This is a genomic window from Klebsiella sp. C239, assembly GCF_048822715.1.
In the GTDB taxonomy this organism is placed as follows: domain Bacteria; phylum Pseudomonadota; class Gammaproteobacteria; order Enterobacterales; family Enterobacteriaceae; genus Klebsiella; species Klebsiella quasipneumoniae.
The window spans coordinates 43,890-70,653 of the sequence record NZ_JBMEZK010000014.1 but is presented as its reverse complement, the minus strand read 5'-3'; the positions used below and the strand labels follow the sequence as shown (position 1 = coordinate 70,653).

General features: G+C 58.1%; 26 protein-coding genes. 6 read left to right on the top strand and 20 right to left on the bottom strand.

What is annotated here, in order from left to right; translation table 11 throughout:
* Window positions 1–118: 118 nt before the first annotated feature.
* The 5 genes from ubiB to udp all read right to left on the bottom strand — a co-directional run bounded on the left by ubiB (window position 119) and on the right by udp (window position 5,544).
* On the bottom strand, window positions 119–1,759 hold the full coding sequence (gene ubiB / locus ACOI6Z_RS24910; protein WP_032454523.1) for a ubiquinone biosynthesis regulatory protein kinase UbiB: 1,641 nt from the start codon (window positions 1,757–1,759) through the stop codon (window positions 119–121).
* Complete coding sequence (gene ubiJ, locus ACOI6Z_RS24905; RefSeq protein WP_032454522.1) at window positions 1,756–2,361, bottom strand: ubiquinone biosynthesis protein UbiJ; 606 nt, start codon at window positions 2,359–2,361, stop codon at window positions 1,756–1,758. The genes ubiB and ubiJ overlap by 4 nt, the downstream gene beginning before the upstream one ends.
* Before the next feature lie 13 nt (window positions 2,362–2,374).
* Window positions 2,375–3,130 (bottom strand): bifunctional demethylmenaquinone methyltransferase/2-methoxy-6-polyprenyl-1,4-benzoquinol methylase UbiE, encoded by a 756-nt coding sequence (gene ubiE, locus ACOI6Z_RS24900; protein ID WP_023291579.1) that lies wholly within the window; start codon window positions 3,128–3,130, stop codon window positions 2,375–2,377.
* Window positions 3,131–3,200: 70 nt separating this feature from the next.
* The gene (rmuC, locus tag ACOI6Z_RS24895) at window positions 3,201–4,649 is read right to left on the bottom strand and encodes a DNA recombination protein RmuC (protein WP_023291578.1); all 1,449 of its coding nucleotides are present in this window, start codon (window positions 4,647–4,649) and stop codon (window positions 3,201–3,203) included.
* A gap of 133 nt (window positions 4,650–4,782) precedes the next feature.
* Window positions 4,783–5,544, bottom strand: coding sequence for a uridine phosphorylase (udp, locus tag ACOI6Z_RS24890; RefSeq protein ID WP_002883419.1), 762 nt, complete (start codon window positions 5,542–5,544; stop codon window positions 4,783–4,785).
* Window positions 5,545–5,816: 272 nt separating this feature from the next.
* On the opposite strand from udp, the gene ACOI6Z_RS24885 reads away from it, so the two are divergent.
* The gene (locus ACOI6Z_RS24885) at window positions 5,817–6,629 is read left to right on the top strand and encodes a dienelactone hydrolase family protein (RefSeq protein WP_253230831.1); all 813 of its coding nucleotides are present in this window, start codon (window positions 5,817–5,819) and stop codon (window positions 6,627–6,629) included.
* 59 nt (window positions 6,630–6,688) lie between these two features.
* On the opposite strand, the gene metE is transcribed toward ACOI6Z_RS24885, so the two are convergent.
* Complete coding sequence (gene metE / locus ACOI6Z_RS24880; protein WP_065883621.1) at window positions 6,689–8,953, bottom strand: 5-methyltetrahydropteroyltriglutamate--homocysteine S-methyltransferase; 2,265 nt, start codon at window positions 8,951–8,953, stop codon at window positions 6,689–6,691.
* A gap of 231 nt (window positions 8,954–9,184) precedes the next feature.
* On the opposite strand from metE, the gene metR reads away from it, so the two are divergent.
* Complete coding sequence (metR, locus tag ACOI6Z_RS24875) at window positions 9,185–10,138, top strand: HTH-type transcriptional regulator MetR (RefSeq protein WP_032454519.1); 954 nt, start codon at window positions 9,185–9,187, stop codon at window positions 10,136–10,138.
* Here metR and ACOI6Z_RS24870 read toward each other — a convergent pair.
* From ACOI6Z_RS24870 to pldB, 3 genes are all read right to left on the bottom strand, one after another.
* Complete coding sequence (locus tag ACOI6Z_RS24870) at window positions 10,026–10,925, bottom strand: carboxylate/amino acid/amine transporter (protein WP_023291574.1); 900 nt, start codon at window positions 10,923–10,925, stop codon at window positions 10,026–10,028. The genes metR and ACOI6Z_RS24870 overlap by 113 nt on opposite strands.
* 88 nt (window positions 10,926–11,013) lie before the next feature.
* On the bottom strand, window positions 11,014–11,814 hold the full coding sequence (yigL, locus tag ACOI6Z_RS24865) for a sugar/pyridoxal phosphate phosphatase YigL (RefSeq protein ID WP_017899394.1): 801 nt from the start codon (window positions 11,812–11,814) through the stop codon (window positions 11,014–11,016).
* 44 nt (window positions 11,815–11,858) lie between these two features.
* Window positions 11,859–12,851 carry a lysophospholipase L2 gene (gene pldB, locus ACOI6Z_RS24860; protein ID WP_008807942.1) on the bottom strand — a complete coding sequence of 331 codons (993 nt, stop codon included), beginning with the start codon at window positions 12,849–12,851 and terminating at the stop codon, window positions 11,859–11,861.
* Window positions 12,852–12,960: 109 nt separating this feature from the next.
* On the opposite strand from pldB, the gene rhtB reads away from it, so the two are divergent.
* Both rhtB and ACOI6Z_RS24850 read left to right on the top strand, forming a co-directional pair.
* Window positions 12,961–13,581 (top strand): homoserine/homoserine lactone efflux protein, encoded by a 621-nt coding sequence (gene rhtB, locus ACOI6Z_RS24855; RefSeq protein WP_002883411.1) that lies wholly within the window; start codon window positions 12,961–12,963, stop codon window positions 13,579–13,581.
* Between the two features lie 162 nt (window positions 13,582–13,743).
* A complete protein-coding gene (locus tag ACOI6Z_RS24850; protein WP_420687543.1) occupies window positions 13,744–14,664 on the top strand; it encodes an Rpn family recombination-promoting nuclease/putative transposase in 921 nt (306 codons plus the stop codon).
* Window positions 14,665–14,708: 44 nt separating this feature from the next.
* On the opposite strand, the gene rhtC is transcribed toward ACOI6Z_RS24850, so the two are convergent.
* The 3 genes from rhtC to pldA all read right to left on the bottom strand — a co-directional run bounded on the left by rhtC (window position 14,709) and on the right by pldA (window position 18,145).
* Window positions 14,709–15,329: a threonine export protein RhtC gene (gene rhtC / locus ACOI6Z_RS24845; RefSeq protein WP_048336567.1), complete on the bottom strand. Its 621-nt coding sequence runs from the start codon at window positions 15,327–15,329 to the stop codon at window positions 14,709–14,711.
* A gap of 61 nt (window positions 15,330–15,390) precedes the next feature.
* Complete coding sequence (gene recQ, locus ACOI6Z_RS24840) at window positions 15,391–17,217, bottom strand: ATP-dependent DNA helicase RecQ (RefSeq protein ID WP_032454515.1); 1,827 nt, start codon at window positions 17,215–17,217, stop codon at window positions 15,391–15,393.
* Between the two features lie 67 nt (window positions 17,218–17,284).
* Window positions 17,285–18,145, bottom strand: a complete 861-nt coding sequence (gene pldA, locus ACOI6Z_RS24835; RefSeq protein WP_044521760.1) for a phospholipase A — start codon at window positions 18,143–18,145, stop codon at window positions 17,285–17,287.
* Between the two features lie 152 nt (window positions 18,146–18,297).
* Here pldA and yigI point away from each other — a divergent pair, with 152 nt between their 5' ends.
* Together yigI and rarD are read left to right on the top strand one after the other, a co-directional pair.
* Window positions 18,298–18,762, top strand: a complete 465-nt coding sequence (yigI, locus tag ACOI6Z_RS24830; protein ID WP_002883404.1) for an acyl-CoA thioesterase YigI — start codon at window positions 18,298–18,300, stop codon at window positions 18,760–18,762.
* Between the two features lie 48 nt (window positions 18,763–18,810).
* Window positions 18,811–19,707 carry an EamA family transporter RarD gene (gene rarD / locus ACOI6Z_RS24825; RefSeq protein WP_023291570.1) on the top strand — a complete coding sequence of 299 codons (897 nt, stop codon included), beginning with the start codon at window positions 18,811–18,813 and terminating at the stop codon, window positions 19,705–19,707.
* Between the two features lie 84 nt (window positions 19,708–19,791).
* On the opposite strand, the gene corA is transcribed toward rarD, so the two are convergent.
* The 8 genes from corA to lptM all read right to left on the bottom strand — a co-directional run bounded on the left by corA (window position 19,792) and on the right by lptM (window position 26,706).
* Window positions 19,792–20,742 carry a magnesium/cobalt transporter CorA gene (corA, locus tag ACOI6Z_RS24820; RefSeq protein ID WP_002883400.1) on the bottom strand — a complete coding sequence of 317 codons (951 nt, stop codon included), beginning with the start codon at window positions 20,740–20,742 and terminating at the stop codon, window positions 19,792–19,794.
* A gap of 150 nt (window positions 20,743–20,892) precedes the next feature.
* Window positions 20,893–20,949, bottom strand: coding sequence for a YsgD/CorL family protein (gene ysgD / locus ACOI6Z_RS24815; protein WP_349815745.1), 57 nt, complete (start codon window positions 20,947–20,949; stop codon window positions 20,893–20,895).
* Window positions 20,950–21,097: 148 nt separating this feature from the next.
* A complete protein-coding gene (gene uvrD / locus ACOI6Z_RS24810; RefSeq protein ID WP_004886784.1) occupies window positions 21,098–23,260 on the bottom strand; it encodes a DNA helicase II in 2,163 nt (720 codons plus the stop codon).
* A 63-nt stretch (window positions 23,261–23,323) separates the two neighbouring features.
* Window positions 23,324–24,040 carry a 5-amino-6-(5-phospho-D-ribitylamino)uracil phosphatase YigB gene (yigB, locus tag ACOI6Z_RS24805; RefSeq protein ID WP_023291569.1) on the bottom strand — a complete coding sequence of 239 codons (717 nt, stop codon included), beginning with the start codon at window positions 24,038–24,040 and terminating at the stop codon, window positions 23,324–23,326.
* A complete protein-coding gene (gene xerC, locus ACOI6Z_RS24800) occupies window positions 24,040–24,942 on the bottom strand; it encodes a tyrosine recombinase XerC (RefSeq protein WP_044521758.1) in 903 nt (300 codons plus the stop codon). The genes yigB and xerC overlap by 1 nt, the downstream gene beginning before the upstream one ends.
* Window positions 24,939–25,646 (bottom strand): DUF484 domain-containing protein, encoded by a 708-nt coding sequence (locus ACOI6Z_RS24795; RefSeq protein ID WP_420687541.1) that lies wholly within the window; start codon window positions 25,644–25,646, stop codon window positions 24,939–24,941. The genes xerC and ACOI6Z_RS24795 overlap by 4 nt, the downstream gene beginning before the upstream one ends.
* Window positions 25,643–26,467, bottom strand: a complete 825-nt coding sequence (gene dapF / locus ACOI6Z_RS24790; RefSeq protein WP_420687540.1) for a diaminopimelate epimerase — start codon at window positions 26,465–26,467, stop codon at window positions 25,643–25,645. The genes ACOI6Z_RS24795 and dapF overlap by 4 nt, the downstream gene beginning before the upstream one ends.
* Window positions 26,468–26,502: 35 nt before the next feature.
* The gene (gene lptM, locus ACOI6Z_RS24785; protein WP_004886794.1) at window positions 26,503–26,706 is read right to left on the bottom strand and encodes an LPS translocon maturation chaperone LptM; all 204 of its coding nucleotides are present in this window, start codon (window positions 26,704–26,706) and stop codon (window positions 26,503–26,505) included.
* Between the last annotated feature and the right edge of the window lie 58 nt (window positions 26,707–26,764).

Below are 26,764 nucleotides of genomic sequence, written 5' to 3'. Positions count from 1 at the left end.
TATGACAGATGATGAATTATGTGGACGCATTATACACGCCATCCTGCCAGCCGCCTCGCCGTCAGACCACCGGCATGATTTTGCGCAAATAAGCCTGCGTCATGAAGTGGCGAACCGATCAGCGGGTTTTTCGCCAGCCAATCAGCCAGGTCACGACACCGCCGGCCATCAGCCAGCCGGGCATCATTCCCCACTCAGGGCGATGGATAAAGAGCAGCGTACCACTGAGCAATAAAACCGCGCCTATACCAAACAGATAACGGGATTGGCCCTGGCGCACATGACGCACATGCATATCCCGCACGATAGTATCGACGCTGGTCTGCAGCTGTTTGCTCTGCTGCAGGCTCTGATACACCAGCTCAGGTATTTCAGGCATTCTTTCGATCCAGAACGGCGCTTTGTCTTTAAACGCGCGCACCAGCGCCGGAATACCGACCTGATCTTTGATCCACGACTCAAGGAAAGGCTTCGCCGTTTTCCACAAGTCTAACTGAGGATAGAGCTGCCGGCCTACCCCTTCTACGTAAAGTAATGTCTTCTGTAGCAAAACAAGCTGCGGCTGGACTTCCATATTGAAGCGCCGCGCGGTGTTGAACAGATTAAGCAGCACGTGGCCGAAGGAGATCTCCGCCAGCGGCTTCTCAAAGATGGGCTCGCAGACCGTGCGGATCGCGAACTCAAACTCTTCAACATTAGTGTCCGGCGGAACCCAACCGGAGTCGACGTGCAGCTCGGCAACCTTACGATAATCGCGGTTGAAAAAGGCGATAAAGTTTTCCGCCAGATAGCGCTTATCTTCTTTGTTCAGCGAGCCGACAATGCCGCAATCGATACCGATATACTGCGGATCTTCCGGGTGCTCGTAGCTGACGAATATGTTGCCAGGGTGCATATCAGCATGGAAAAAACTGTCGCGGAACACCTGGGTGAAGAAGACCTGCACGCCCCGCTCCGCCAGCAGCTGCAGGTTGGTTCCCTGAGCCTCCAGCGCCTCGACGTCGGACACCGGAATGCCGTAGATGCGCTCCATCACCATCATGCTTTCGCTGCAGTAGTCGGGGTACACTTCCGGCACATACAGCATCGGGCTGTCTTCGAAATTACGCCGCAGCTGAATGGCGTTAGCGGATTCCCGCAGCAGGTTCAGCTCGTCCAGCAGCGTTTTTTCATACTCACGAACCACCTCCTGCGGGCGCAGACGGCGGCCGTCAGGCAGCAGACGCGGCACCCAGCGCGCCAGGCGGTAGATGAGCTTCATGTCCGCTTTAATGATCGGCAAAATATCCGGACGGATAACCTTGATCACCACCTCTTTGCCGTTCTCTTTCAGACGCGCGGTATGCACCTGGGCGATAGACGCCGAGGCTAACGGCTCAACGGAGAAATCATCAAACCAGGCCTCCACCGGCAGGCCACCCATCGCTTTCTCTATCTGCTGCTGCGCGAGCTTCCCGTCAAAGGGCGCCACGCGGTCCTGCAACAGCGCCAGCTGATCGGCAATATGCGGCGGAAAGAGATCCCGCCGCGTGGAAAGCATCTGGCCGAATTTAATCCACACCGGCCCCAGCTCCTGAAGCGCCAGCCGCAGACGGGCGCCAAGGGGTTGATCCTGATGGCGGTTTGGCATCCAGAACAGCATCCGCCGCCAGATACGCAGCGGCAGCGTGATCCGCATTTTGGGGATGAGCTCATCGAGCCCGTAGCTCAAAAAGGTGTGGACGATGAAATACAGGCGCCGTAATTCTCCTGGCGTCATTTGCCCTCCAGCGTTTCCAGCCGTTTTTCCAGTGCGGCCAGCGCGCGTTCAATAGCCGTTGTCTCTTCAGCAAACCAGGCCAGCTCCAGCGGCCCCGGCGCCAGGCGCCACTCTTCAGTGATCGCTTCCGCGACATAGCGCTGCTGGCGCTGCGCCCCTTTCAGTAAAAACTGAGCGCCGCCGCGGAGAACTTTACCGACGCCTTCGGCCACGATGTCGCCGGTGTAAGGCGCCAGCAGTTCAGCGGGATCGAACTCCGCCAGATCGCACAGGGTGACCATGTTCTGCACCACCTGCAGATCGCCCTGCACTTCCAGCTCGCCGCTGCGGATAAGCGCCGTGAGCTGCTGACGGTTGCGCAGTTTTGGCAGTACGCTGAGCCGGGTAATCACGGTGCAGTCGGCCTCTCCCTCCCAGGCGCTCAGGACATCAACCTGGCGTTCGCTGAACACCAGCACCACGGGCGTGGAGAAGTCCTGCAGCTGTACCCGCAATACCTTGCCCAGCAGGCGCTGGCGGGCGGGTTTTAGCGCTTTGTCGCGCCAGAGGAAAGTATTCAGCGCCGTTTCAATGCCAGCGGTCACCAGGGGTGTGAAAGGCATAGCGTCCCTCCTGTCAGAACTTGTAACCGCGATGCAAAGCAACGATACCTGCCGTCAGGTTGTAGTAGTCCACGCTTTCGAAGCCTGCATCCTGCATCATCCCTTTCAGGGATTCCTGGTCCGGATGCATACGGATCGACTCCGCCAGGTAGCGATAGCTGTCGCCGTCTTTTGCCACCAGCTCGCCCACCTTCGGCAGGATATGGAAGGAGTAAGCGTCGTAGGCTTTGCTCAGCGGTTCAATAATGGGTTTAGAAAACTCCAGCACCAGCAGACGTCCGCCCGGCTTCAGCACGCGGTACATCGAACGCAGCGCTTTTTCTTTGTCGGTCACGTTACGCAGACCGAAAGAGATGGTGATGCAGTCAAAGGTATTATCAGCAAACGGCAGGGCTTCCGCGTTGGCCTGAACATACTCAACGTTACCCACGATGCCGATATTGCGCAGCTTTTCGCGGCCCATTTTGAGCATTGAATCATTGATATCAGCAAGCATAACGCGGCCGGTTTCCCCTACCAGACGGGAAAACTTAGCCGTCAAATCACCGGTACCCCCCGCCAGATCCAGCACGGTCTGCCCGCGACGTACACCGCTGCAGTCGATGGTGAAACGCTTCCACAAACGATGGATACCAAACGACATTAAGTCATTCATCACATCATACTTTGCGGCGACAGAATGGAATACATGCGCCACCATGTCCGCTTTCTGCTCTTTAGCGACCGTCTGAAAGCCAAAGTGCGTCGTTTCTTGTGAATCCTCAACCATCTTTATGCCTGCTTGCTTTTCAAGAAAATGTTCACTGAGTGTATCAGACTCAGCGCATTTCCCATACGTTTCAGCGTGGCGGAGCCGCCTCCCGGCTGCGCACCGCCTCGGCAGAGTCGGGCGAAAATGCGTCATTTTCCGGCAGGTTATCCTCCTCTTCGAGACGATATTGATCGTCCTGAGCAGTGGCTTGTTCGACTAAATCAGGATTAATCCCGCGCTTGACCTCCACGCCCAACCCGCGAAAAGCCTCCGCCTGAGCCAGCAGATTACCGCGCCCGGAAGCAAGCTTTTTCATCGCCTGGCGATAGTTCTCTTGCGCTTTATCCAGACTCTGGCCGATAGCGGACATATCGTCCACAAACAGGCGCATTTTGTCGTAAAGGCGCCCCGCCCGCTCGGCGATCTTCTGCGCGTTGCGGCTCTGGTGCTCATAACGCCACAGATTGGCGATGGTGCGCAGGGCCACCAGCAGCGTCGTCGGGCTGACCAGCATAATATTATTTTGCAGCGCCTCGCTGATGAGCTCGGGTTGACGATCAATGGCCAGCAGAAATGCCGGCTCGACGGGAATAAACATCAGCACATAGTCGAGGGAGCGCAGGCCCGGCAGTTGCTGATAATCCTTGCGTCCCAGCAGGCGAATATGATTTCGCACCGAGGCAAGGTGCTCCTGCAGCGCGACTTCGCGGGTGTAGTCGTCCTCGGCGTTGAAATAGCGCTCATAGGCGACAAGGGTCATTTTGGCGTCGATAACCACGTCTTTACCCTGCGGCAGGCGCACGATGACGTCCGGTTGCATCCGCGAGCGGTTGTCGGTCTCGATGCTGACCTGGGTCTGGTACTCATAGCCTTCCCGCAGGCCGGAGGCTTCCAGCACGCGGGTGAGAACCACTTCCCCCCAGTTGCCCTGAGTTTTGTTATCGCCCTTCAGCGCTTTGGTCAGGTTCAGCGCCTCCTGCGCCATCTGCGCGTTCAGCTGCTGCAGGTTGCGGATCTCATGCGCCAGGGTGTGCCTTTCCCGCGCCTCCTGGCCGAAGCTCTCCTGCACCTGGCGGCGGAACCCGTCCAGCTGTTCGCGCAGCGGGGTCAGCAGGCCATGCAGGCTCTGGCGATTTTGCTCATCGACGCGTCGGTTGCTGTGTTCGAAAATGCGGTTGGCGAGGTTTTCAAACTGCTCGCTCAGGCGCTGCTCGCTGTTCACCATCTGGCGGATCTTATCTTCCGCATGCAGCTGGGTGGATTCGAGCCGGGTGGTAACCTCCCGCAGATCGGCCTCCAGCGAGGTATTGATATCCCGCAGGCTGCGCAGCTCGTTGTTCAGCAGCTCGCACTCTTCACGCCAGTGGGCTTCCTGTACCAGCTGCTGACGGGCGGCGCTCAGCTCAATATCCAGCTCTCGCCGCTCCTCGATAAGATCGGCCCGAATTTGATCGGCGCGCGCTTTGGTCGCCAGCCAGCCGACGATTAATCCAGCAGCCAGTGCGATAACCGCGCTGATAATAATGGAGAGATCCACGACGCCCCCTGCGATAACCTGATGACACAAAATAGAATTGTGCTGTACAAACGTCCAGTTTAAAAGGAATTTCCTGCGAGAGGCGACGCAAAAAAAAGGCCGGAGGATCCGGCCTGACAGGGAAAGCGTTGAATTACAGCAGACGGCGCGCCGCTTCCACGACGATTTTCACCGCGTGGCTTTCGGTTTGCTTCATGGTTTCGGCGTTAGGGATCTCTTGCTGGGTACGGTTAACGATAACCCCGGCTACCATCCCGGCGCGCAGACCCTGGCTGGCGCACATGGTCAGCAGCGTAGCGGATTCCATTTCATAGTTCATCACGCCCATCGCCTGCCACTCTTCCATGGAGCCTTTGAAGCGGCTCACTACGCGGCCGGAGAAGGTGTCGTAACGCTCCTGTCCCGGGTAGAAGGTATCCGAGGAAGCAGTCACGCCGATATGGGTGGTGGCGCCAATGGATTTCGCTGCTTCCACCAGCGCGGTGGTGCAGGCGAAATCTGCGACGGCCGGGAATTCCATCGGCGCGAAGTGCAGGCTGGCGCCGTCCAGACGAACGGAAGCGGTAGTCACCAGCACATCGCCAACGTTGATGTGCGGCTGAATGGCGCCGGTGGTGCCAATGCGCAGGAAGGTACGCACGCCAAGCTGCGCCAGCTCTTCCACAGCGATAGACGTAGACGGGCCGCCGATGCCGGTGGAGCAGACGATCACCGGTTTGCCGTCCAGTTCCGCGCGCCAGGAGGTAAATTCGCGGTGAGATGCCAGCTTAACCGGCTTATCCATCAGCGCGGCGATCTTTTCCACACGCTCCGGATCGCCAGGGACGATAGCCAGCGTAGCCCCTTGTAAATCGTTCTTGGTGAGGCCGAGATGAAAAACATCAGACTTGGACATAAAAAACTCCTCTGTGGGTCGAATTATCAGCAGAAGCAAAACGGTACTGTACAGAAGCCCCTGGCAACATTTTGTGATGTTAGTCACCAAGAACAATAATGATTGCAGTTGTTTTTCAGTAAATAGTGATAAACATCACATTAACAAGTTATATTCATCGTCACTGAACAAAAGATAGCCGCTTTCAGGCACTGTGCTTTATTACCGCCCGAACTAAAGGTAAAGGGTCTATAGTTACTGATGCGCTAATAAATAAGGGTACGGAGAATACCATGACCACCACCAAGCAACCTGGATTCGCACCTGCAGCCTCGCCGCACGCCGCAACCGCCGTTCATACGCCGGAAGAGCATATTGTCGCCGGAGAGACCTCTATTCCCTCTCAGGGGGAAAACATGCCGGCTTACCATGCCCGCCCGAAAAACGCCGATGGCCCATTGCCGATCGTCATCGTGGTGCAGGAAATCTTCGGCGTGCATGAGCATATTCGCGATCTTTGTCGTCGCCTGGCGCAGGAAGGCTATCTGGCTATCGCGCCTGAATTGTACTTCCGTCAGGGCGATCCGGATGAGTATCACGATATCCCGACCCTGTTTAAAGAGCTGGTTACGAAGGTGCCGGACGCGCAGGTGCTGGCGGATCTCGACCACGTCGCCAGCTGGGCGGCGCGCCATGGCGGCGATGCCCATCGTCTGCTGATCACCGGCTTCTGCTGGGGCGGACGTATCACCTGGCTATATGCTGCCCATAACCCGCAGTTGAAGGCGGCGGTAGCCTGGTACGGCAAACTGGTAGGAGAAAAATCGCTGAATTCGCCAAAACACCCGGTGGATATCGCCGTCGATCTCAACGCCCCGGTACTCGGCCTGTACGGCGCCAAAGACGCCAGCATTCCACAGGACACCGTCGAAACCATGCGCCAGGCGCTGCGGGCGGCCAACGCCACGGCGGAAATCGTGGTCTATCCTGAAGCCGATCACGCCTTTAACGCCGACTATCGCGCCAGCTATCACGAAGAGTCAGCCAAAGACGGCTGGCAGCGGATGCTCGACTGGTTTGCTCAATATGGCGGTAAAAAAGGGTAATCGTCCGAAGCAGGAAAAAAAGGAGGCAAATGCCTCCTTTTTGATTTTTCGGGTGACGATCAGGCAGATTGACGCAGGTTACGCGCCGCTTGCACCATATTCGCCAGCGCGGCGCGAGTCTCCGGCCAGCCCCGGGTTTTCAGGCCGCAGTCCGGGTTAACCCACAGCCGCTCCGCCGGGATACGCTGCGCGGCTTTTTCCAGCAGCGCTTCGATCCACTCCACGCTCGGTACGTTTGGCGAGTGAATATCATATACCCCCGGCCCGATTTCATTGGGATACTCGAACACTTCGAACGACTCCAGCAGTTCCATGTCGGAACGCGAGGTTTCAATGGTGATCACGTCGGCGTCCAGCGCGGCGATGGAGTCCATGATGTCGTTGAACTCGCAATAGCACATGTGGGTATGGATCTGAGTGTCGTCTTTGGCCACCGCGGCGTTAAGGCGGAAGGCTTCCACACCCCACTGCAGATAGGCATCCCAGTCGCTGCGCTTCAGCGGTAACCCTTCGCGCAAAGCAGGCTCATCAATCTGGATGATGCCGATACCGGCCGCTTCCAGATCCGCCACTTCATCACGCAGGGCCAGCGCAATCTGTTTCGCGATGGTTTCACGGCTGACGTCTTCCCGCGGGAAGGACCAGCACAGAATCGTCACCGGTCCAGTGAGCATCCCTTTCACCGGCTTGTCGGTCAGCGACTGCGCGTACTTCGCCCATTCGACGGTGATCGCCTGTGGACGGCTGACGTCGCCGATCACCACCGGCGGCTTCACGCAGCGGGAGCCATAGCTCTGCACCCAGCCGTTTTGCGTGAAGATGAAACCGTCCAGATGCTCACCGAAGTATTCCACCATATCGTTCCGCTCGGCTTCCCCATGCACCAGTACGTCTAATCCTAACCGCTCCTGCTCGACGATCGCCTGCTTAATATGTTCCGCAATGCCGGTACGATAATGACTGGCGTCCAGATTGCCCTTTTTGAAGTCCAGGCGCAGGCCGCGGATCTCGGTCGTCTGCGGGAATGACCCGATAGTGGTGGTCGGCCACGCCGGCAGGTTAAAGCGTTGACGCTGCGCCTGAGCGCGAACCTCATAGGGGCTGGCGCGCTGGCTGTCCTGAGCGGTGATCGCCGCCAGCCGTTTTTCCACCGCCGGGTTGTGTACGCGCGTCGAATGGCGACGGGCATGGACTGGCGCGCTCCACTCGGTAATCGCCGCGGTATCGCCGCTGTTCAGCGCATCGCGCAGCAGCGCCAGCTCACCGCATTTTTGCAGCGCGAAGGCAAACCAGCTCTTCACTTCCGCATCAAGGCGCGTCTCCACGCTCAGGTCGATCGGGCTGTGCAACAGAGAGCAGGATGTCGCGACCCACAGCTCGCGCTTACCGACGAGGTTTTTAATTTGCGCATATTTTTCGGCGAGATCGGCGCGCCAGACGTTACGCCCGTTGATCAGGCCGGCGGACAGCAGCCAGTCGGCAGGCAGACAATTATGCAGTTCGGCGACATCATCTTTACCGTGGACCAGATCGACGTGCAGCCCCTGGACCGGCAGCGCAGCAATGGTCTCGAGATTGTCGCTAACGCCTTCAAAATAGGTGGTCAGCAGCAGTTTGACCTGGCCCTGCAGGGCGTCATAAGCCGGTTTAAAGGCCTCCAGCCACGCTGGCGGCAGCTCCAGCACCAGCGCCGGTTCATCAATCTGCACCCACTCAATGCCGCGCTTCGCCAGTTCGGCCAGCACCTGCTGATAAACCGGCAGGATGTCATTCAGCAGGCTCAGACGGTCAAACGGTTCGCCTTTCACTTTGCCCAGCCACAGATAGGTCACCGGCCCCAGCAGCACGGGCTTGATCTTGTGGCCCAGCGCCAACGCTTCGTCCACTTCATCCAGCAGTTGGGTCCAGGTCAGTTTGAACTGCTGGCCCTTCACGAACTCTGGCACCATGTAGTGATAGTTGGTGTTGAACCACTTGGTCATTTCCGCAGCGGCCGCTGGCTCGCCGGTGGGAGCGCGGCCGCGGCCAATGCGGAACAGGGTATCGATATCGACAGAGCCGTCTTTGTTCTGATGACGAGCCGGCACGTTGCCAAGCAGCAGGCTGGTGGTCAGAACATGGTCGTACCAGGCGAAATCGCCCACCGGCAGCAGGTCAATACCGGCCTGCTTCTGCTGCTCCCAGTGACGGGCGCGCAGTTCCCGGCCTACCGCCAGCAGCTCCTCGCGAGTGGCATTGCCCGCCCAGTAGCTCTCTTGCGCTTTTTTCAGCTCGCGGCGCAGGCCAACGCGAGGAAAACCGAGGGTGTGGTTAATAATTGTCATTTTTTGAGCCTCATAATTGCAATCCGAAAGATTTCGGATTTAGGGAAGGCGGCAAACTTGCTCATCCCCAGGAGCTTACTGAAGTCAGTGACTGGGGTGAGGAAGTGCAGCCAACGCACCATAAATTCGAAAGATAAAGGATTTAGCCATCCAGATGTTTACACATCCATAATTGGCAGTTACTGTATATTCCTCAAGCGCAAATTGCTCATGGCGAAGTGAAGGACTTTCATGATCGAAATTAAACATCTGAAAACGCTGCAAGCGTTGCGGAACAGCGGTTCACTGGCGGGCGCAGCGGCTGCCCTGCATCAGACCCAGTCCGCCTTGTCTCACCAGTTCAGCGATCTGGAACAGCGCCTCGGCTTTCGTCTCTTTGTGCGTAAGAGCCAGCCGCTGCGTTTTACTCCTCAAGGGGAGATCCTCTTACAGCTGGCCAACCAGGTGCTGCCGCAGATCGCTCGCGCCCTGCAGGACTGTAACGAACCACAACAGACCCGGCTGCGGCTGGCTATCGAATGCCACAGCTGTATTCAGTGGCTCACGCCGGCGCTGGAGAATTTCCGCGCCCGCTGGCCGCACGTGGAAGTCGACTTCCATTCCGGCGTCACCTTCGACCCGCAGCCTGCGCTGCAGCAGGGCGAACTGGATCTGGTCATGACCTCAGATATCCTGCCGCGCAGCGGTCTGCACTACTCGCCAATGTTTGATTATGAGGTGCGCCTGGTGCTGGCGCCTGAGCACCCGTTAGCCATGAAGACGCTGATTACGCCGGAGGATCTGGCCACGGAAACGCTGCTGATTTATCCCGTGCAGCGCGGACGCCTCGACATCTGGCGTCATTTCCTGCAGCCGGCCGGCATCAGTCCCCAGCTGAAAAGCGTCGATAACACGCTGTTGCTGATCCAGATGGTGGCTGCCCGGATGGGTATCGCCGCGCTGCCGCACTGGGTGGTGGAAAGTTTTGAACGCCAGGGTCTGGTGGTGACCAAAACCCTGGGCGAGGGATTATGGAGCCGGCTGTACGCGGCCGTTCGCGATGGCGAACAGCGTCAACCGGTCACCGAAGCGTTTATTCGCTCTGCGCGGAACCACGCGTGCGATCATCTGCCGTTTGTCCGGAGTGCGGAGCGACCCAGCGTCGATGGACCCACAGCGAGGCCAGGATCACCAACGCTCCGCTAATAAAGCTCGGCCAGTGCGGCTGCTCCTGCCAGATGGCAAGGTTAACCAACAGCCCGGCGGGGACATGGACGTTATTCATGATCCCCAGCGTGCCGGCATCCACCTGAGTGGCGCCATAGTTCCACATAAAGTAGCCCAGCCCGGAAGCCACGACGCCAAGCCACACCAGCACGCTCCACTGCAGCCTGGTGGTCGGCAGCTTCTGTGGGTTTCCCAGCATAAACCATGCCGCCACCGCCACGATAAAGGCCCCGACATAGAACCAGGCAAAGGCATTGTGCTGCGGCATCGGTCGCACCTCCATCAGGCGCTTGTAACCCACCATCCCGATGGCGAAGCAGAGGTTTGACAACTGCACCAGTAACAGCCCGGTCCAGAAATGATCGCTGACTTTGTCGTAACGGATAATCGCCGCCCCCAGCACCGCCAGCGCGGCGCTCAGCAGATAGCCCCAGCGTAGTTTACGTCCGCTGAGCAAATCGTAGATCAGCGTGATATACAACGGGGTAAACACGGTAAACAGCAGGAATTCCGAGACCGTCAGATAGAGATAGGCGCGGAAGGCCAGCAGGTACATGATGCCAAGCTGCATCGCGCCCACCAGCATATAGAGCACGATCGTGCGCGGAGACTGGCCGCGCGTCCGCAGGAAAGGCAGGAACACCAGCGCCGCCAGGCCCACGCGCATTAGCACCGAAAAATAGCTGTCGACGCTACCGGCCAGGTACTCGCCAATCAGGCTGAAAGAAAAGGCCCACAGGATAGTGGTGATAATTAACAGCGCCACAATGGTCGTCTCGTTGGATAAAGAACAGGCATTGTAGCGAAGAGTCAGGTTGACGACTGGACAGTTATTCGCCAGTCGTCAATCTTTTTCAGTCGAGGTACAGCTTACGCAGATAGTGCGGGACCGCATCGTCGGCGTTGCTGCCGATCACTTCCAGCTCCGGATGCAGATCCTTCAGCCGCTGGTGGGCGTTGGCCATAATGCAGCCTTTACCGGCCATCGACAGCATCTCGGCGTCGTTCATGCCGTCGCCGAAAGCGATGCAATCGGACAGACTGTAGCCGAGCATTTTCGCCACCGCCTCCAGCGCATGCCCCTTCGATACCCCGCCCGCCATCACCTCCAGGCAGGTTAAGGTGGAGAAGCTGACGTTCACGCGATCGCCCCAGCGGGCGTTCATCGCCTGCTCAAGCGGCAGTAGATGTTCGTGATCCTCACAGGTAAAGAACACCTTGCTGATCCCCTGCGGATCCAGTTCGCCCGGCTCATACAGCTTGTAGTTAAACACCGCCTCTTTGAAAAAGCGCATCTCTTCCGGGCGATGGCGGTTCATATACCACTCATCTTCCCGATAGACGTTAGTGACAATTTTCGGGTCGTTGCGCACGATTTCAAACAGGTCGGCGGCAATATCGCGGTCGAGGTTATGGGCGAAAATTTGCTGGCCATCGCTATCGTGAACGCGGGCGCCGTTAGAGGTGATCATGTACGACCGGATGCCGAGATTATCGCGGATCTGCCCGACGTCGATGTAGTGTCGGCCGGTGGCGAAGACGAAATTGATCCCACGGGCGGTAAGCAGCTTCAGCGTCTCTTTGGCATACGGGGTCAGGAAATGATCGGGGGAAAGCAGCGTGCCGTCTAAATCAGACGCAACAACCTGGTACATAAAAAAGTTAACCTCTAAGCAGGGCGACGAGCGTTATCGTCGGATTAAGTATGTCGATTGAAAAACTCGACGATGGCATTGAGCGCGACTGAGCGCATAGCGTCCTTTTCAAAAAGGATCTCATGGTATGCCCCTTCAATGACGAGCGGCTTTCCGCCCTCACAGGGATGGCCGGCGGCGGCCCGTAATTCACAATAGCGGTCGTGCATCAGATTATCGACCACCCGCTCCTCTTCCGCCTGCAGCAGCAGCGTCGGGGCCGTATCTTTCTCCACATTCGCCAGCACTTCGTCACCGGCCAGCATGCCTTCGCGCACCCAGTGCCAGGTCGGGCCGCCGACCTGCAGTCGCGGCTCGTCGGCATAGAAGCGCAGGTTACGACGATAGCGTTGTCGACTGTGCGTCAGCACGTTAACGGCAAAAGGCAGCGCCCGCCAGCGTCCGGTGCCGATGGCATACTCTTCGCGAATGCGCTGATGGCCCTCAGCCCAGTCGAGAATATGCCGCACCATCCAGTCCGGCAGCCGAATGATAATCCCGAACATCGGCGCGCAGAGCGCAATGGCATCGCAATGCGCCTGGTAGCGTTGCAGAAAAAGCGTGGCAATCGCCCCGCCCATAGAGTGAGCGAGGATAAACCGTTTTCGCCAGTGGCCCGGGACCACCTGCTGCTGCCAGAGCGCAGCCAGGTCATCAACATAATCGCTGAAGTTAACCACGTGCCCGCGGTGGGTATCAGAGAGCAGACGACCCGAGCGTCCCTGGCCGCGATGATCAATGATCATTACGTCAAAGCCGCTGTGAAAGAGATCGTAGGCCACTTCAGCATACTTCACGTAGCTTTCGATGCGCCCGGGGCAAATCAGCACCAGCCGATCGTTATTTTGCGCGCAAAAGCGAACAAAGCGTACCGGTACATCATCGACGCCTTTAAATTCAGCCTCTTCGCGCTGTCGCCAGAAATCCGTCAGCGGCCCCATGCTAAAGGCCGCAAACGCGTTTTCTCGTGTTTCCCAGTCCTTTTTCTGCCCAAACATCGGGTTTACACCCCTGTTAACCGCTGAAAATCGTTTTTTTGCCGTGTATCACACAATGCTGACACAATAGCGTATTGTGGCATAAAAACAGACAATCAGGGAGTTTCTCATGACCATTGAGTGGTGGTTCGCCTACCTGCTGACATCAATCATTCTCAGCCTGTCCCCGGGTTCCGGAGCGATTAATACCATGACCACCTCCATTAACCACGGTTACCGCGGCGCGGCGGCGTCGATTGCCGGTTTGCAGACCGGGCTGGCCATTCATATCGTGCTGGTCGGCGTCGGCCTCGGCACTCTCTTCTCTCGCTCGGTGCTGGCCTTTGAGGTGCTGAAATGGGCCGGCGCAGCCTACCTGATCTGGCTGGGTATCCAGCAATGGCGCGCGGCAGGGGCCATCGACCTGAATACGCTGGCGAAGGCGCAGACCCGCGGCAAACTGTTCCAGCGGGCGGTGTTCGTGAATCTCACCAATCCTAAAAGCATCGTTTTTCTGGCCGCCCTGTTTCCACAGTTTATCCTGCCCCACCAGCCCCAGGTGATGCAGTATCTCGTTTTGGGCGTCACCACCATCGTCGTCGATATCATTGTGATGATTGGCTATGCAACCCTCGCACAGCGCATTTCAGCATGGATTAAGGGGCCAAAGCAGATGAAGGCGCTGAACAAAGTCTTTGGTTCACTGTTTATGCTGGTTGGGGCGCTGCTCGCCTCCGCCCGTCACGCCTGAATGATGGAATCTCGCTCGCAAAGAGAGGTTCGCCTGGCGGGCGAAGCCATCTCTCTGCGCGAGCCGGCGCGCAAAGCGGGAAATTAATCTTTTTGCCCGCTGTCGACGCTGAGCCCGCCGTGCCAGGATGCCGCCAGAGACGTGATTCACGGATGAACGGCGATGGCAGAAACGGCGACCCCACATGATGCGGTATTTAAAACTTTTCTGTCGCGGGCTGAGACAGCGCGCGATTTTATCGAGATCCACCTGCCACCGTCGTTTACAGCGATCTGCAAACTGGATACCCTGCGTCTGGAATCCGGCAGCTTTCTTGAAGACGATCTCAGGCCCTACTACAGCGATATTCTCTATTCGCTGGAAACCACCCGCGGTAAAGGGTATGTCCATGTTCTGATCGAGCACCAGAGCGCCCCCGATAAACTGATGGCCTTTCGCTTAATGCGCTATGCCGTCGCCGCCATGCAGCGCCATCTGGAGAGCGGCCATAAAACGCTGCCTCTGGTTATTCCGGTCCTCTTCTATCAGGGACGACGCAGCCCCTATCCCTGGTCTATGAGCTGGCTGGATAATTTCGCCGATCCCGAGACCGCCCGCCAGCTCTATAGCGGGGCGTTTCCGCTGGTCGATATCACGGTGATCCCCGACGACGACATTATGCAGCACCGCAGCATGGCGGCCCTGACGCTGGTGCAAAAACACATCCGCCAGCGCGATATGGCGCAATTGCTGGATAAGTTGACCCAACTCTTAATGCTGGAGCAGATGAGCGGACAACAAATCACCGTATTGGTAAACTATATGGCTCAGGCAGGGGATGCCGAGGATACTCGGGCACTCTTATACGGGCTGGCACAGCGCGTGCCGCAGCATGGAGGATTACTGATGACGCTGGCGGAAACATGGCTCGCAGAAGGTATGGAAAAAGGCATCAGGAAAGGCGTACAGCAAGGTATAAAGGAAGGCAAACATCAGGCCTTGCTGCAGGTTGCCGAAGCGATGCGCAAACGCGGGATTGATGACGAAGCGATTATGGAAATGACCGGTCTGTCTGAAGACGAGCTGCAGCGGCTTCGCTATTGACACTTTCTCCACCCGGATATAGCCGGGTGGAGCATCGCGCCAGGTTAACGCGAGATAATCAGGTGGATGCCGAAGCCCGCAAACAGCGTGCCGGCGATACCGTCGATCCACTTCGCCATCCGCTGATAGCCGCGGCGCATCCCCGGCAGGGCGAACAGGCTGGCAACCACCAAAAACCAGGCCAGCGTCTCCATGATAATTAGCAGAAAAATGCCCCAGCGCGCGCCGGCGCCAACGCTGTCACCGACGAACAGCGAGAACACCGATCCGAAGTAGATAATCGCTTTCGGGTTCGCCAGATTGGTCAGCAATCCCTTCAGGAAGCTGCGTCCGCTGCGGGCCAGTTCAACCTGCGGTTCTGCCGGGGACACCGCCTCTTTTTTCAACGCGCCGCGCAACATCTGATAGCCCATCCAGCACAGGTACAAGCCACCGCCGATCATAATGATGTTGTGCAGCCATGCCATTCTGGCGAGGATCAGGTTCAGGCCGAGCAGCGCAACCCCCGCCCAGATCATCACGCCGCAGGTGATCCCCAGTACGCCCATCATCGCCTCTCTGCGCGAGCGGCTGATGGCCGTTTGTGAGACAAAGAAAAAATCCGGCCCCGGACTCATTAGCGCAATGATATGCACCAGCGCCACGGTGAGGAAAAGCATCAGCATAGTTAACTCGCAGGAAAATAATGAAGAGGATAACTATTCTGGCACTTTTATAGCCAGCTGACTACTCATCGTCGCCATCGACATGCGACCGGATCAGCGCCATAAACGGCTTGCCGAAACGCTCGAGTTTACGTGTCCCTACGCCGTTGACGCTGAGCATTTCGCCAGCGGTTAGCGGCGACTGCTCCGCCATCTCAATCAGCGTCGCGTCGTTGAAGACCACGTACGGGGGAATGTTTTCTTCATCGGCAATCGCTTTACGTAACTTGCGCAGCTTGGCAAACAGCTTACGATCGTAATTACCGCCGAAGGATTTCTGCATCGCCTTCGGCTTCAGCGCCACGATACGCGGTACGGCAAGCTGCAGCGGAACGTCGCCGCGCAGCACCGGGCGTGCGGCTTCGGTCAGCTGCAGCGCGGAGTGCTGGGCGATATTCTGCGTCACCAGCCCAAGGTGAATCAGTTGGCGGATCACGCTCACCCAGTGCTCGTGACTCTGTTCCCGGCCGATACCGTATACCGGGAGCTTATCGTGGCCCATCTCGCGGATGCGCTGATTGTTGGCGCCACGCAGGACTTCCACCACGTAACCCATCCCGAAGCGCTGATTAACCCGATAAATAGTGGAGAGCGCCTTGCGGGCGTCCATTAAGCCATCGTACTGCTTCGGCGGATCAAGACAGATATCGCAGTTACCGCACGGCTCCTGGCGTCCTTCGCCAAAGTAGTTCAGCAGCACCAGACGACGACAGGTCTGGGCTTCAGCAAACGCCCCCATCGCGTTCAGCTTATGCCGTTCGATATCCTGCAGCGGTCCGGCGGGCTTCTCTTCCAGACAGCGGCGCAGCCACGCCATGTCCGCCGGATCGTAAAACAGCATCGCTTCCGCCGGCAGGCCGTCACGCCCGGCGCGGCCGGTCTCCTGATAGTAGGATTCAATATTGCGCGGGATATCAAAATGCACCACAAAGCGGACGTTCGGCTTGTTGATGCCCATCCCAAAGGCCACTGTCGCCACCACAATCTGCAGATCGTCGCGCTGGAATTTCTCCTGCACGTCGGCGCGCACGTCGTTTTCCAGGCCGGCATGGTAAGCCGCCGCGCTGATGCCGCGGCTCTGCAGACGCGCGGCGGTATCTTCCACTTTCGAACGGCTGTTGCAGTAGATAATGCCCGATTTGCCTCGCTGATCCTGGACGTAGCGCATCAGCTGGTCGAGCGGCTTGAATTTCTCCATCAGCATATAGCGGATGTTCGGCCGGTCGAAGCTGCTGACCTGAATCAGCGGATCGTTAAGTCCCAGCAGACGGACGATATCGCGGCGGGTGGTGTCATCGGCGGTGGCGGTCAACGCCATAAACGGGATCTGCGGCATCCGCTGACGCAGCTGGCCCAGCGCGGCATATTCCGGGCGGAAGTCATGGCCCCACTGAGAGATGCAGTGCGCTTCGTCCACCGCCAGCATCGCCAGATTCCAGTTCGCCAGATGCTCAAGGAAGTTGTCGAGCATCAACCGTTCCGGGGCGATATACAGCAGACGAACCTGCCCGCTGCGGCAGCCGGCCATCACGTCCTGCTGCTGTTCGCGGCTCTGCGTCGAGTTCAGACAGGCCGCCGCCACGCCGTTGGCCAGCAGCTGATCGACCTGATCTTTCATCAGCGAGATCAGCGGCGAGACCACGACCGTCAGGCCGCCCATGACCAGCGCCGGTACCTGATAACACAGCGACTTGCCGCCACCGGTCGGCATAACCACCAGGCAGTCACGGCCCTCGAGCGCCGTCTCGATAATCGTCTCCTGGCCAGGACGGAACTGCTGGTAGCCGAAGGTCTCTTGTAAAACCTGCTTAGCCAGCGATTCCTGATTTAATACTTCCGCCTGTGCCACGTTGACCCCATTTGCCTGAAAAGAAAACAGGCGCTATTTTCAGCGCCTGCGAGCCAGAGTGCAACGATTAAAACAGATCGTTAAGCATTAGCCCGACGCCGACGCGCGTTTGATTAAAGTTGTAGTCGATAAGCGATTCGCCGTAGCCGCTGTAGATCTGGGTGTAAGCGCGAACATGTTTGGTGATGGGATAGCTCACCCCAAGTTCCGCCCCGCCGTAGCCAGTATTCCAGTTGTATTGCCCCTGCGCGCTAAGGATCGCCTCGCCCAGCTGGTAACCCACCTTCAGGCGGTAATAGCCCATATATTTGGTGATATCCGGGTTATCATCGGTGCTGCCCACCACATACCAGGGTTTCACTTCCACCAGCCAGTTGCCATTTTGCGCCATCAGGCGGGCATAAAGCCGGTTCCAGCTGCGCGAGGTGGGATCGGAACGGCCATTCGAGTCGTGGTTATATCCCATTTCGATATCGCGCAACGTCCAGCCGGCAAACTGATAGTCGGTCGCAAAACCAAGAAACAGCTGGGGTTCGTAGTTGGTTTCGCGAAACGGCGCCGACTCTTTGCTGTTGGAGAGCTGCCACCAGGATTTCTGGGTATAGGACGCGCCGAGCAGCGAATTATCCCCCAGGATGCCGCGCCACAGCGGGAAGGCGAGGCTCAGCTGAAACTTCACTTCATCTTTACGGGCATTTTCGGCCCAGTCATAGCTGCGAATCGCCTCTTTATTGAGATCGCTGGTCCACGTGTAGAGCAGATAGTTGCTTTCATAAGGGTAGAGCAGAAAAGGATTATCATGATCCTGTAGCAGGTTGGCGATAATACTGCCGCGCACTGCTGGTTTGTCGTGTACCGACGCATCCTGCGCCATAGCACCAGCCGGTAGCGCGCACAGCGCCGCCAGGCAGGCCAAAGAGATACGCATGCTGGTCTCCTGATAAATAGTTTTTATTTTTGTTTAACCTGAAGACATTCTACCTGTTTATTAATCCCCTGCCCCCTAATCCACTCCGAAAGTGGAAATCAATATTTTAGAAGCATAAAATCAACATTTTATTAACGAATGGAACCGGTGTTATGTCCGAACTTACTGCCGAAGCAGCTCTGAAACTGGTGGGGGAGATTTTCGTCTATCACATGCCGTTTAACCGCGCCCTCGGCCTCGAACTGGAGCGCTATGAAAAAGCGTTTGCCCAGCTCAGCTTTAATAATCAGCCGATGATGGTCGGCAACTGGGCGCAAAGCATTCTGCATGGCGGAGTGATCGCCTCCGCGCTGGACGTCGCCGCAGGGCTGGTCTGCGTTGGCAGCACCCTTACCCGCCATGACACTATCAACGAAGAAGAGCTGCGCCAGCGGCTTTCCCGCATGGGAACCATCGACCTGCGCGTGGACTACCTGCGTCCGGGCCGCGGCGAACGTTTTACCGCGACCAGCACCCTGCTGCGCGCCGGCAATAAAGTGGCGGTAGCCCGTGTGGAACTGCATAACGAAGCGCAGGTATATATTGCCAGCGCAACAGCGACCTATATGGTGGGTTGATTGGCCAAAATCGAGTAACATCACTCTCTTTGGCAATGGATTTTACCGATGGATGCGAAACAGACGCGGTTGGGGATTATTCTGGCCCTCGCCGCCTACTTTATCTGGGGTATCGCGCCGGCGTACTTCAAACTTATCTACTATGTTCCCGCCGATGAAATTCTGACCCATCGCGTGATCTGGTCTTTCTTCTTCATGGTGGCGCTCATCAGCGTCAGCCGCCAGTGGCCGCAGGTGAAAAAGCTGCTGAAGACGCCGCGCAAGATCTTCCTGCTGGCGCTCTCTGCGGTGCTGGTCGGCGGCAACTGGCTGCTGTTCATCTGGGCGGTGAATAACCACCATATGCTGGAAGCCAGTCTCGGCTACTTTATCAACCCGCTGGTGAACATTCTGTTAGGGATGATTTTCCTTGGCGAACGTTTCCGTCGCCTGCAGTGGCTGGCGATGATCCTCGCCTTTTGCGGCGTGCTGGTACAGCTCTGGACCTTTGGTTCGCTGCCGATTATCGGCCTTGGGCTGGCCTTCAGCTTTGCCTTTTATGGCCTGGTGCGCAAGAAAATCGCTGTCGATGCGCAGACCGGCATGCTGGTGGAAACGCTGTGGCTGTTGCCGGTGGCGGCGATTTGGCTGTTCGGCATCACCGACAGCCCCACCAGCCATATGGGGCAGAACCCCTGGTCGCTCAATCTGCTGCTGATGGCGGCGGGCGTGGTGACCACCATCCCTCTGCTGTGCTTCACCGGGGCGGCAACGCGTCTGCGGCTCTCCACGCTGGGCTTTTTCCAGTACATCGGCCCAACGCTGATGTTCCTGCTGGCGGTGACGTTCTACGGCGAAGTGCCGGGCAAGGATAAAATGGTCACCTTTGGCTTTATCTGGGTGGCGCTGGCGATATTCGTGATGGATGCGGTGTATACGCAAAGACGGGGGCGTCGGAGCCAGTAGATTGCCGGATAGCGTCTATGCCCTATCCGGCTTACAAAAGTCCAGCACCCAGGCCGGATAAGCGAAGCGCATCCGGCACAACAACTACAGCCAGTTTTTACGCTTGAAGTAGAGATACGGCGCCAGGCCGGCCAGCATCATAAAGACGATCGCCCCCGGGTAGCCGAAGCTCCAGTGCAGCTCCGGCATAAATTCAAAGTTCATTCCGTAGCTGGAGGCCACCAGAGTTGGCGGCAGGAACACCACCGACACCACCGAGAAGATCTTAATGATGCGGTTCTGTTCGATATTGATAAAGCCCATCGCCGCCTGCATCAGGAAGTTCACCTTCTGGAACAGCGATTCGTTGTGCGGCAGCAGGGATTCGATATCGCGCAGGATCTCCCGCGCCTGCTCCAGCTGGCCCGCGGGCAGGCGCGCCTTACGCACGAGGAAGTTCAGCGCGCGCTGGGTATCCATCAAACAGAGGCGGACCTTCCAGCCGATATCTTCCAGTTCCGCCAGCGTCGACAGCGCTTCGTCGTACTCATCGCCCTGGTGGCCTTCCATAATCACGCGGCTCAGCTTTTCCAGGTCGCTGTAGATGTTTTCTATCTCATCCGCCAGCTGTTCGATTTTGGTCTCGAACAGATCTAACAACAGCTCGTAAGCGTTGCCGTCCACCAGCGTCTGGTTACGCACGCGCATGCGGTAGAGGCGAAAAGCCGGCAGTTCACGCTCGCGCAGCGTAAACAGGCGCCCTTCGCGGATAGTAAACGCCACGGTAGAGTTACCCGCGTGATCGTCGGCATCTTCGAAAAAGAAGAAGGAGTGGATATGTAACCCGTCTTCATCTTCAAAGAAACGTGCGGAGGCTTCGATATCTTCCAGTTCCGGGCGCGTCGCCAGGTTCTGACCCAGTTCCGTCTGCACGCGGCTTCGCTCGTCATCGTCAGGCTCGACCAGATCGACCCACACCGAGCTGGCGAGGTGCTTGATCTCATCGGCTTCCAGGCGCGTTAAACGATTGTTTTCCAGTTGAAATGCGCTCAGCATGACCGGGACTCCCAATGCAAAAAAATTATCGGACAGTTCGGTGGGCACACAGAAACAAATTGGGTTTCAGACCATTAAGCCTGACTCAGCGCGACGGGAATGGGGCAGGTCGCTGACAACCGCTAAGGCTATCAGCATAAGAGGATAGCCTTAGGAGTTGTTCCTGAATGACAGGAAGTTGAGCCAGCATCTACTGGGTGTGTCCAAGGCGAATGTCCTCTTAGCGTAATCGTGCGCGCATGTTACGCCAGCGCAAAATCGGCGTCAACACGCAACGGAACGCGAAAGCGCAAATCAGGCGCCTTAACGTATAAAGGTAGCAGAATATTACAAAATAATGATATTTTTCTTAAAGTTACACTTCCTCGAGCCGGGCGTAAGCCGCTACCAGCCATTTGATCCCCTGACCCTGAAAAGCCACCTGCAGCCGGCTGTGCTCGCCGCTGCCTTCGAGGTTGACGATGGTGCCTTCGCCAAACTTCGGATGTCGTACGCGCTGGCCTAATTTGTAGCCGGTATCGCTCTCGGCAATCGGCGCGCCCAGTCGCTGATGGTTTACCGGGCGGCTTACCGTGGCCCGCAGACGCACCTCTTCTACGCACTCCTGCGGCAGTTCTCCAATAAAGCGCGACGGGCGATGGTAAACCTCTTTGCCGTACAGACGGCGGGTTTCCGCGTAGGTCAGCGTCAGCTTCTGCATGGCGCGCGTCACGCCAACGTAGGCCAGACGACGCTCTTCTTCCAGGCGGCCGCCTTCATCAAGGGCCATCTGGCTCGGGAACATCCCCTCTTCGACGCCGACGATGAACACCTGCGGGAACTCCAGCCCTTTCGCCGAGTGCAGGGTCATCAGTTGAACCGCATCCTGCCAGGTGTCCGCCTGCCCTTCGCCCGCTTCCAGCGCGGCGTGGGAGAGGAACGCCTGCAGCGGCATCAGATCTTCATCTTCTTCGTTGTAGCTGAACTGGCGCGTCGCCGTCACCAGCTCCTCTAAGTTTTCAATACGGGTCTGGCCCTTCTCGCCTTTCTCCTGCTCGTACATCGCGCGCAGCCCGGAGTCTTTAATCACCCGATCGGTCTGGACGTGCAGCGGCATATCGGTGGTCTCCTGCGCCAGCGCGTCAATCAGCTCCATAAAGCGCTGCAAGGCGCTGGCGGCGCGACCGGCCAGCGCTTTATCTTTCAGCAGCTCGCGGCTGGCCTGCCACAGCGTCAGCTGACGATCGCGCGACGTCTGGCGCACCACGTCCAGCGTGCGGTCGCCGATGCCGCGGGTCGGCGTATTGACTACGCGCTCAAACGCCGCATCGTCGTTACGGTTGGCGATCAGACGCAGGTACGAGAGCGCATCTTTGATTTCCTGGCGCTCGAAGAAGCGCATGCCGCCATAGATGCGGTACGGCATGCTGGCCTGCAGAAGCGCCTCTTCCAGCACGCGCGACTGGGCGTTGCTGCGATAAAGGATGGCGCACTGCTCCAGCGCCCCGCCGTTCTCCTGCCAGGTTTTTATCCGGTTCACCACGAAGCGTGCTTCGTCGAGATCGTTGAAAGCGCAGTACAGCGAGATCGGCTCGCCGTCGGCGCCGTCGGTCCAAAGCTTCTTGCCCAGGCGACCGTTGTTGTTTTCAATCAGGGCGTTGGCGGCGCTGAGGATGTTGCTGGTCGAGCGATAGTTCTGCTCAAGGCGGATGGTTTCCGCACCGGGAAAATCGTTAAGGAAGCGCTGAATGTTCTCGACCTGCGCGCCGCGCCAGCCGTAAATCGACTGATCGTCATCGCCGACGATCATCACCTTGCCGGTATCGCCCGCCAGCAGGCGGATCCAGGCGTATTGAATGTTGTTGGTATCCTGGAATTCGTCGACGAGGATATTGGTGAAACGCTCGCGGTAGTGCTGGAGGATATGCGGCTTATTCAGCCACAGCTCGTGGGCGCGCAGCAGCAGTTCGGCGAAGTCCACCAGCCCGGCGCGATCGCAGGCTTCCTGATAGGCCTGATAGACCTTCTGCCAGGTCTGCTCGACCGGGTTGCCGTAGCTCTGAATATGATGCGGACGCAGCCCTTCATCTTTCTGGCTGTTGATGTACCACATCGCCTGACGCGGCGGCCACTGCTTCTCATCGAGGTTCATCGCTTTAATCAGACGCTTCAGCAGGCGCAACTGGTCTTCGCTATCAAGGATTTGGAAATCCTGCGGCAGGTTGGCGTCCAGATGGTGCGCGCGCAGCAGGCGGTGGGCCAGGCCGTGGAAGGTGCCCACCCACATGCCGCCCTGGGTGGTGCCCATCAGCTGGCCGATACGATGGCGCATCTCTGCCGCCGCTTTGTTGGTAAAGGTCACCGCCATAATAGAATACGGCGAGCAGTTCTCCACGCTCAGCAGCCAGGCGATACGGTGCACCAGAACGCGCGTCTTACCACTGCCCGCCCCTGCCAGCACCAGCATGTTGGTGCGCGAGGCCGCTACGGCTTCACGCTGTTTGTCATTGAGGCTGTCGAGCAGGTAAGAAACATCCATTGGCACCGCCGGAAGAGAAGGGGTTCCACGAACCCCTGTTAATATATACAGAGTGACTGGTGATTATATCAGCGAGGTCAGAGATGCCAACCGTGAAATTTCAATATGCGGCAGCAGGCGGCTGTCCGCGGTGTGCATCAGGTCCGCGCCTTGCGGTTTGATCCAGCATGCCTGCATGCCACAGCGCAGCGATCCGGCGACGTCAGTGGTCAGGTCATCGCCGACGTGCAGAATATGCCCGAGCGGTAAGTTCAGGCGCTCCGCCGCCAGATGGTACATGTCGGCAAACGGCTTGGAGCGGCCATCCGGCCCGGCGCGCAGCACAAAGCGGAAATAGTCGCTCAGGCCGAACAGCTCTGGTCGGGCGTTGCCGTTGGTAATCGCCACCAGCGGCCACTTCTCCGCCAGCTTCGCCAGCGTATCGTGGGTCTCCTGCGGGACATCGACGCGGCTACGCCAGTGGGCGAAGTGTTCCATCGCCGCATCGGCCCCCGCTTTCGCCGCGTCGGCGGAGAGGCCGGCGTTACGCATGCCTAACTCCAGCGCACGGTGGCGCCAGACGGTCACGTCGTGATAGATCTCAGGCTCGGATGCCAGCAGCGTCTGGCGCAGCTGATTAAGCTCATGGGCGTCGAACTGGCTGAGCGACGGATGGTAGCTGCGCACAAAAGCCAGCGACTCGTGCATCGTCCGGTCAATTACCGGGCGGTTATCATAAAGGGTATCGTCCAGGTCAAACGTCAGCGCGGAAATCTGGCCCAGAGGTCGGTAAAAACGCATTATTTCCCCCGTTTTGCGCGCGGATGCGCGGCATCGTACACCGAGGCAAGGTGTTGAAAGTCGAGATGGGTATAAATTTGGGTGGTGGAGAGGTTAGCATGACCCAACAGCTCCTGCACACCGCGCAGATCGCCGCTGGACTCCAGCATATGAGTGGCAAAGGAGTGGCGAAGCTTGTGCGGATGCACATGGCTGTTCAGCCCCTGCTTAATGCCCCACTCGGCGAACCGCTTCTGTACGTTGCGCGCCGAAATGCGCTTGCCCAGTTTCGACAAAAACAGCGCGTCGTCGTCGGTACCGAACAGGCCGCGTAAATCCAGCCAGTGCTCAATCCACATCACGGCGTTGCGACCGATCGGCAAACGGCGCTCTTTGCTGCCTTTGCCCATCACCCAGACCTCGCCGCTTTCGAGATCGAGATGTTTGATATCAAGGTTGACCAGCTCGGACAAACGCAGCCCCGCGCCGTACATCACCTCCAGCATCGCCCGGTCGCGCACCGCCAGCGGATCGTTGAGATCGATATCCAGCAGCCGATTGACGTCATCGACATCGATATTTTTCGGCAGGTGACGGGGAATTTTCGGCGCGGCGATCCCTTTCGCCGGGTTGGCGCTGAGCTCGCCCTGGCCGACCAGCCAGTCGAAGAAACTGCGCAGCGCCGACAGGCGAAGCGCCAGGCTCGCCGGGCCTAACCCCGCGCGGCGACTGCGCACCGCAAAGCTTCGCACCTGAGCGGCATCGCACTGCGACCAGCTTTTCAGACCCGCCTCATCCGCCAGGGCGATCAGCGCGTCCAGCTGTCGCTGGTAATTCAGTAACGTGATCGGGCTGAGCTGGCGTTCAACGCCCAGGTGGCGCAGAAAGCGGGAGACGGCGGAGAAGAGAGGAGAATCGGTCATACGCGTTCAATCCAGCGCTCCAGCAGGCCGGGCAGCATCTGGGCAATCTCCTGCAGCAGCTGCGTCCCCTGTCCTGGCTGATAATGCTGCGCATCGCGGCTGCTAAAGAGCATCACGCCGGGGGCATTATCGCCGCCCAGCAGCGACATCGCCACTGACCCAATGGCTTTCGCCTCCGGCAGCACCACCAGCAGCTCTGGACCGTTGAGCGGCCCAAGGTAGTGGCGCGCCTGGCCCAGACGTTGAATACGGATCGGCTCAAACGCCTGCCGGCTTAACGCCAGATGGGTAAACTTCGAAGGCGCGCCGAGGCGCCAGCTGTCAGGGAACAGGCGCACCGTGGCGCCCGCCAGCCCCAGCTCGCGCGCCCAGCGGTGAAGGCGGTTGAGCATATCGTCGAGGCTCTCCGCCGCCGCCAGCCGCGTTTGCAGCTGCAGCAGGCGCTGGAACAGGCTTTCATTGGCGACCGCCTGCTCCATCAGCAGCGACATATTCTCTTCCAGCACATGAATATGGTTACGCGCCCGCATCATATGCCACTCCACCAGCGAAATCGTACCGCGTACCGGATGCGGGACGCGGAGGTGTTCAACCTGGGCGGCATTACGAATAAAAAATTCAGGATGTTGCAACAGATAGTCCACCACGGCGCGATCGTTCAATGCGCTGGCGACCTCCTGTTGTTCTTCCCCGATTGGTTTCATAAATGAATAAATCCATCATAGACATGGGCCGCCGGGCCGGTCATAAACAGCGGCTGGCCCGGGCCTTTCCAGGCGATATCAAGACGACCGCCGGGTAATTCCACACGTACCGTTTCAGCGAGCAGCCCCTGCTGGATCCCCACCGCCACCGCGGCGCAGGCGCCGCTGCCGCAGGCCTGAGTTTCCCCGGCGCCGCGTTCGTAGACGCGCAGACGGATATGGGACCGGCCGACCACCTGCATAAAGCCGATATTGGCGCGTTCCGGGAAACGCTCATGGCTTTCCATTACCGGGCCGAGGGTTTCCACCGCCGCCGTATCCACATCATCCACCTGGATAACGCAGTGCGGGTTCCCCATGGATACCACGCCACACAATACTGTCTGTTCGGCGGCACGCATGATATAGGTCTTTTCCACTTTGTTGGCGCGGAACGGCACCTGGGAGGGCTCGAAGTTGGGCTCGCCCATGTTCACCCGCACCAGATCGTCTTCCGTTACGCTTAATACCATACGGCCGTTGGCCGTACTCACGCGGATGTCACGTTTATTGGTCAGGCCTTTCAGCCGGACGAAGCGTGCGAAACAGCGCGCGCCGTTGCCGCACTGCGACACTTCGCTGCCGTCGGCATTAAAGATCCGGTAATGGAAATCCAGATCCGGATCGTAGGGCGGCTCCACCACTAACAGCTGATCGAACCCGACGCCATGGTGGCGATCCGCCAGGCGGCGAATCAGCTCCGGCGAGAAAAAAACATTCTGCGTTACCGCGTCAACGACCATAAAATCGTTGCCAAGGCCATGCATTTTAGAGAACTGCATCATCTACTCCAGTTGCGCGGAACAGAACGTTATCGTTAGTAATTGACCTGGCTCGGACCACCGGTATCGCCACGATCGTTACGATCCGGCGTTGAGCTCTGAATGCCCGGGTTAACCGGTTTGGTCGGCGGCGGCGCAGTTTTGTCAGCCGGCGGGAAATAGAGAGGCCCTTTCAGACCGCAGCCGGTCAGGCTGAAGATCGCAAACAAAACGGCAAGCGTAGGAAAAACGTTTTTCATTGATAGTTGCCCGTGATTCATTCTTTCTGCTTTCTATCATCGCAGGAGAAGGCGTAAA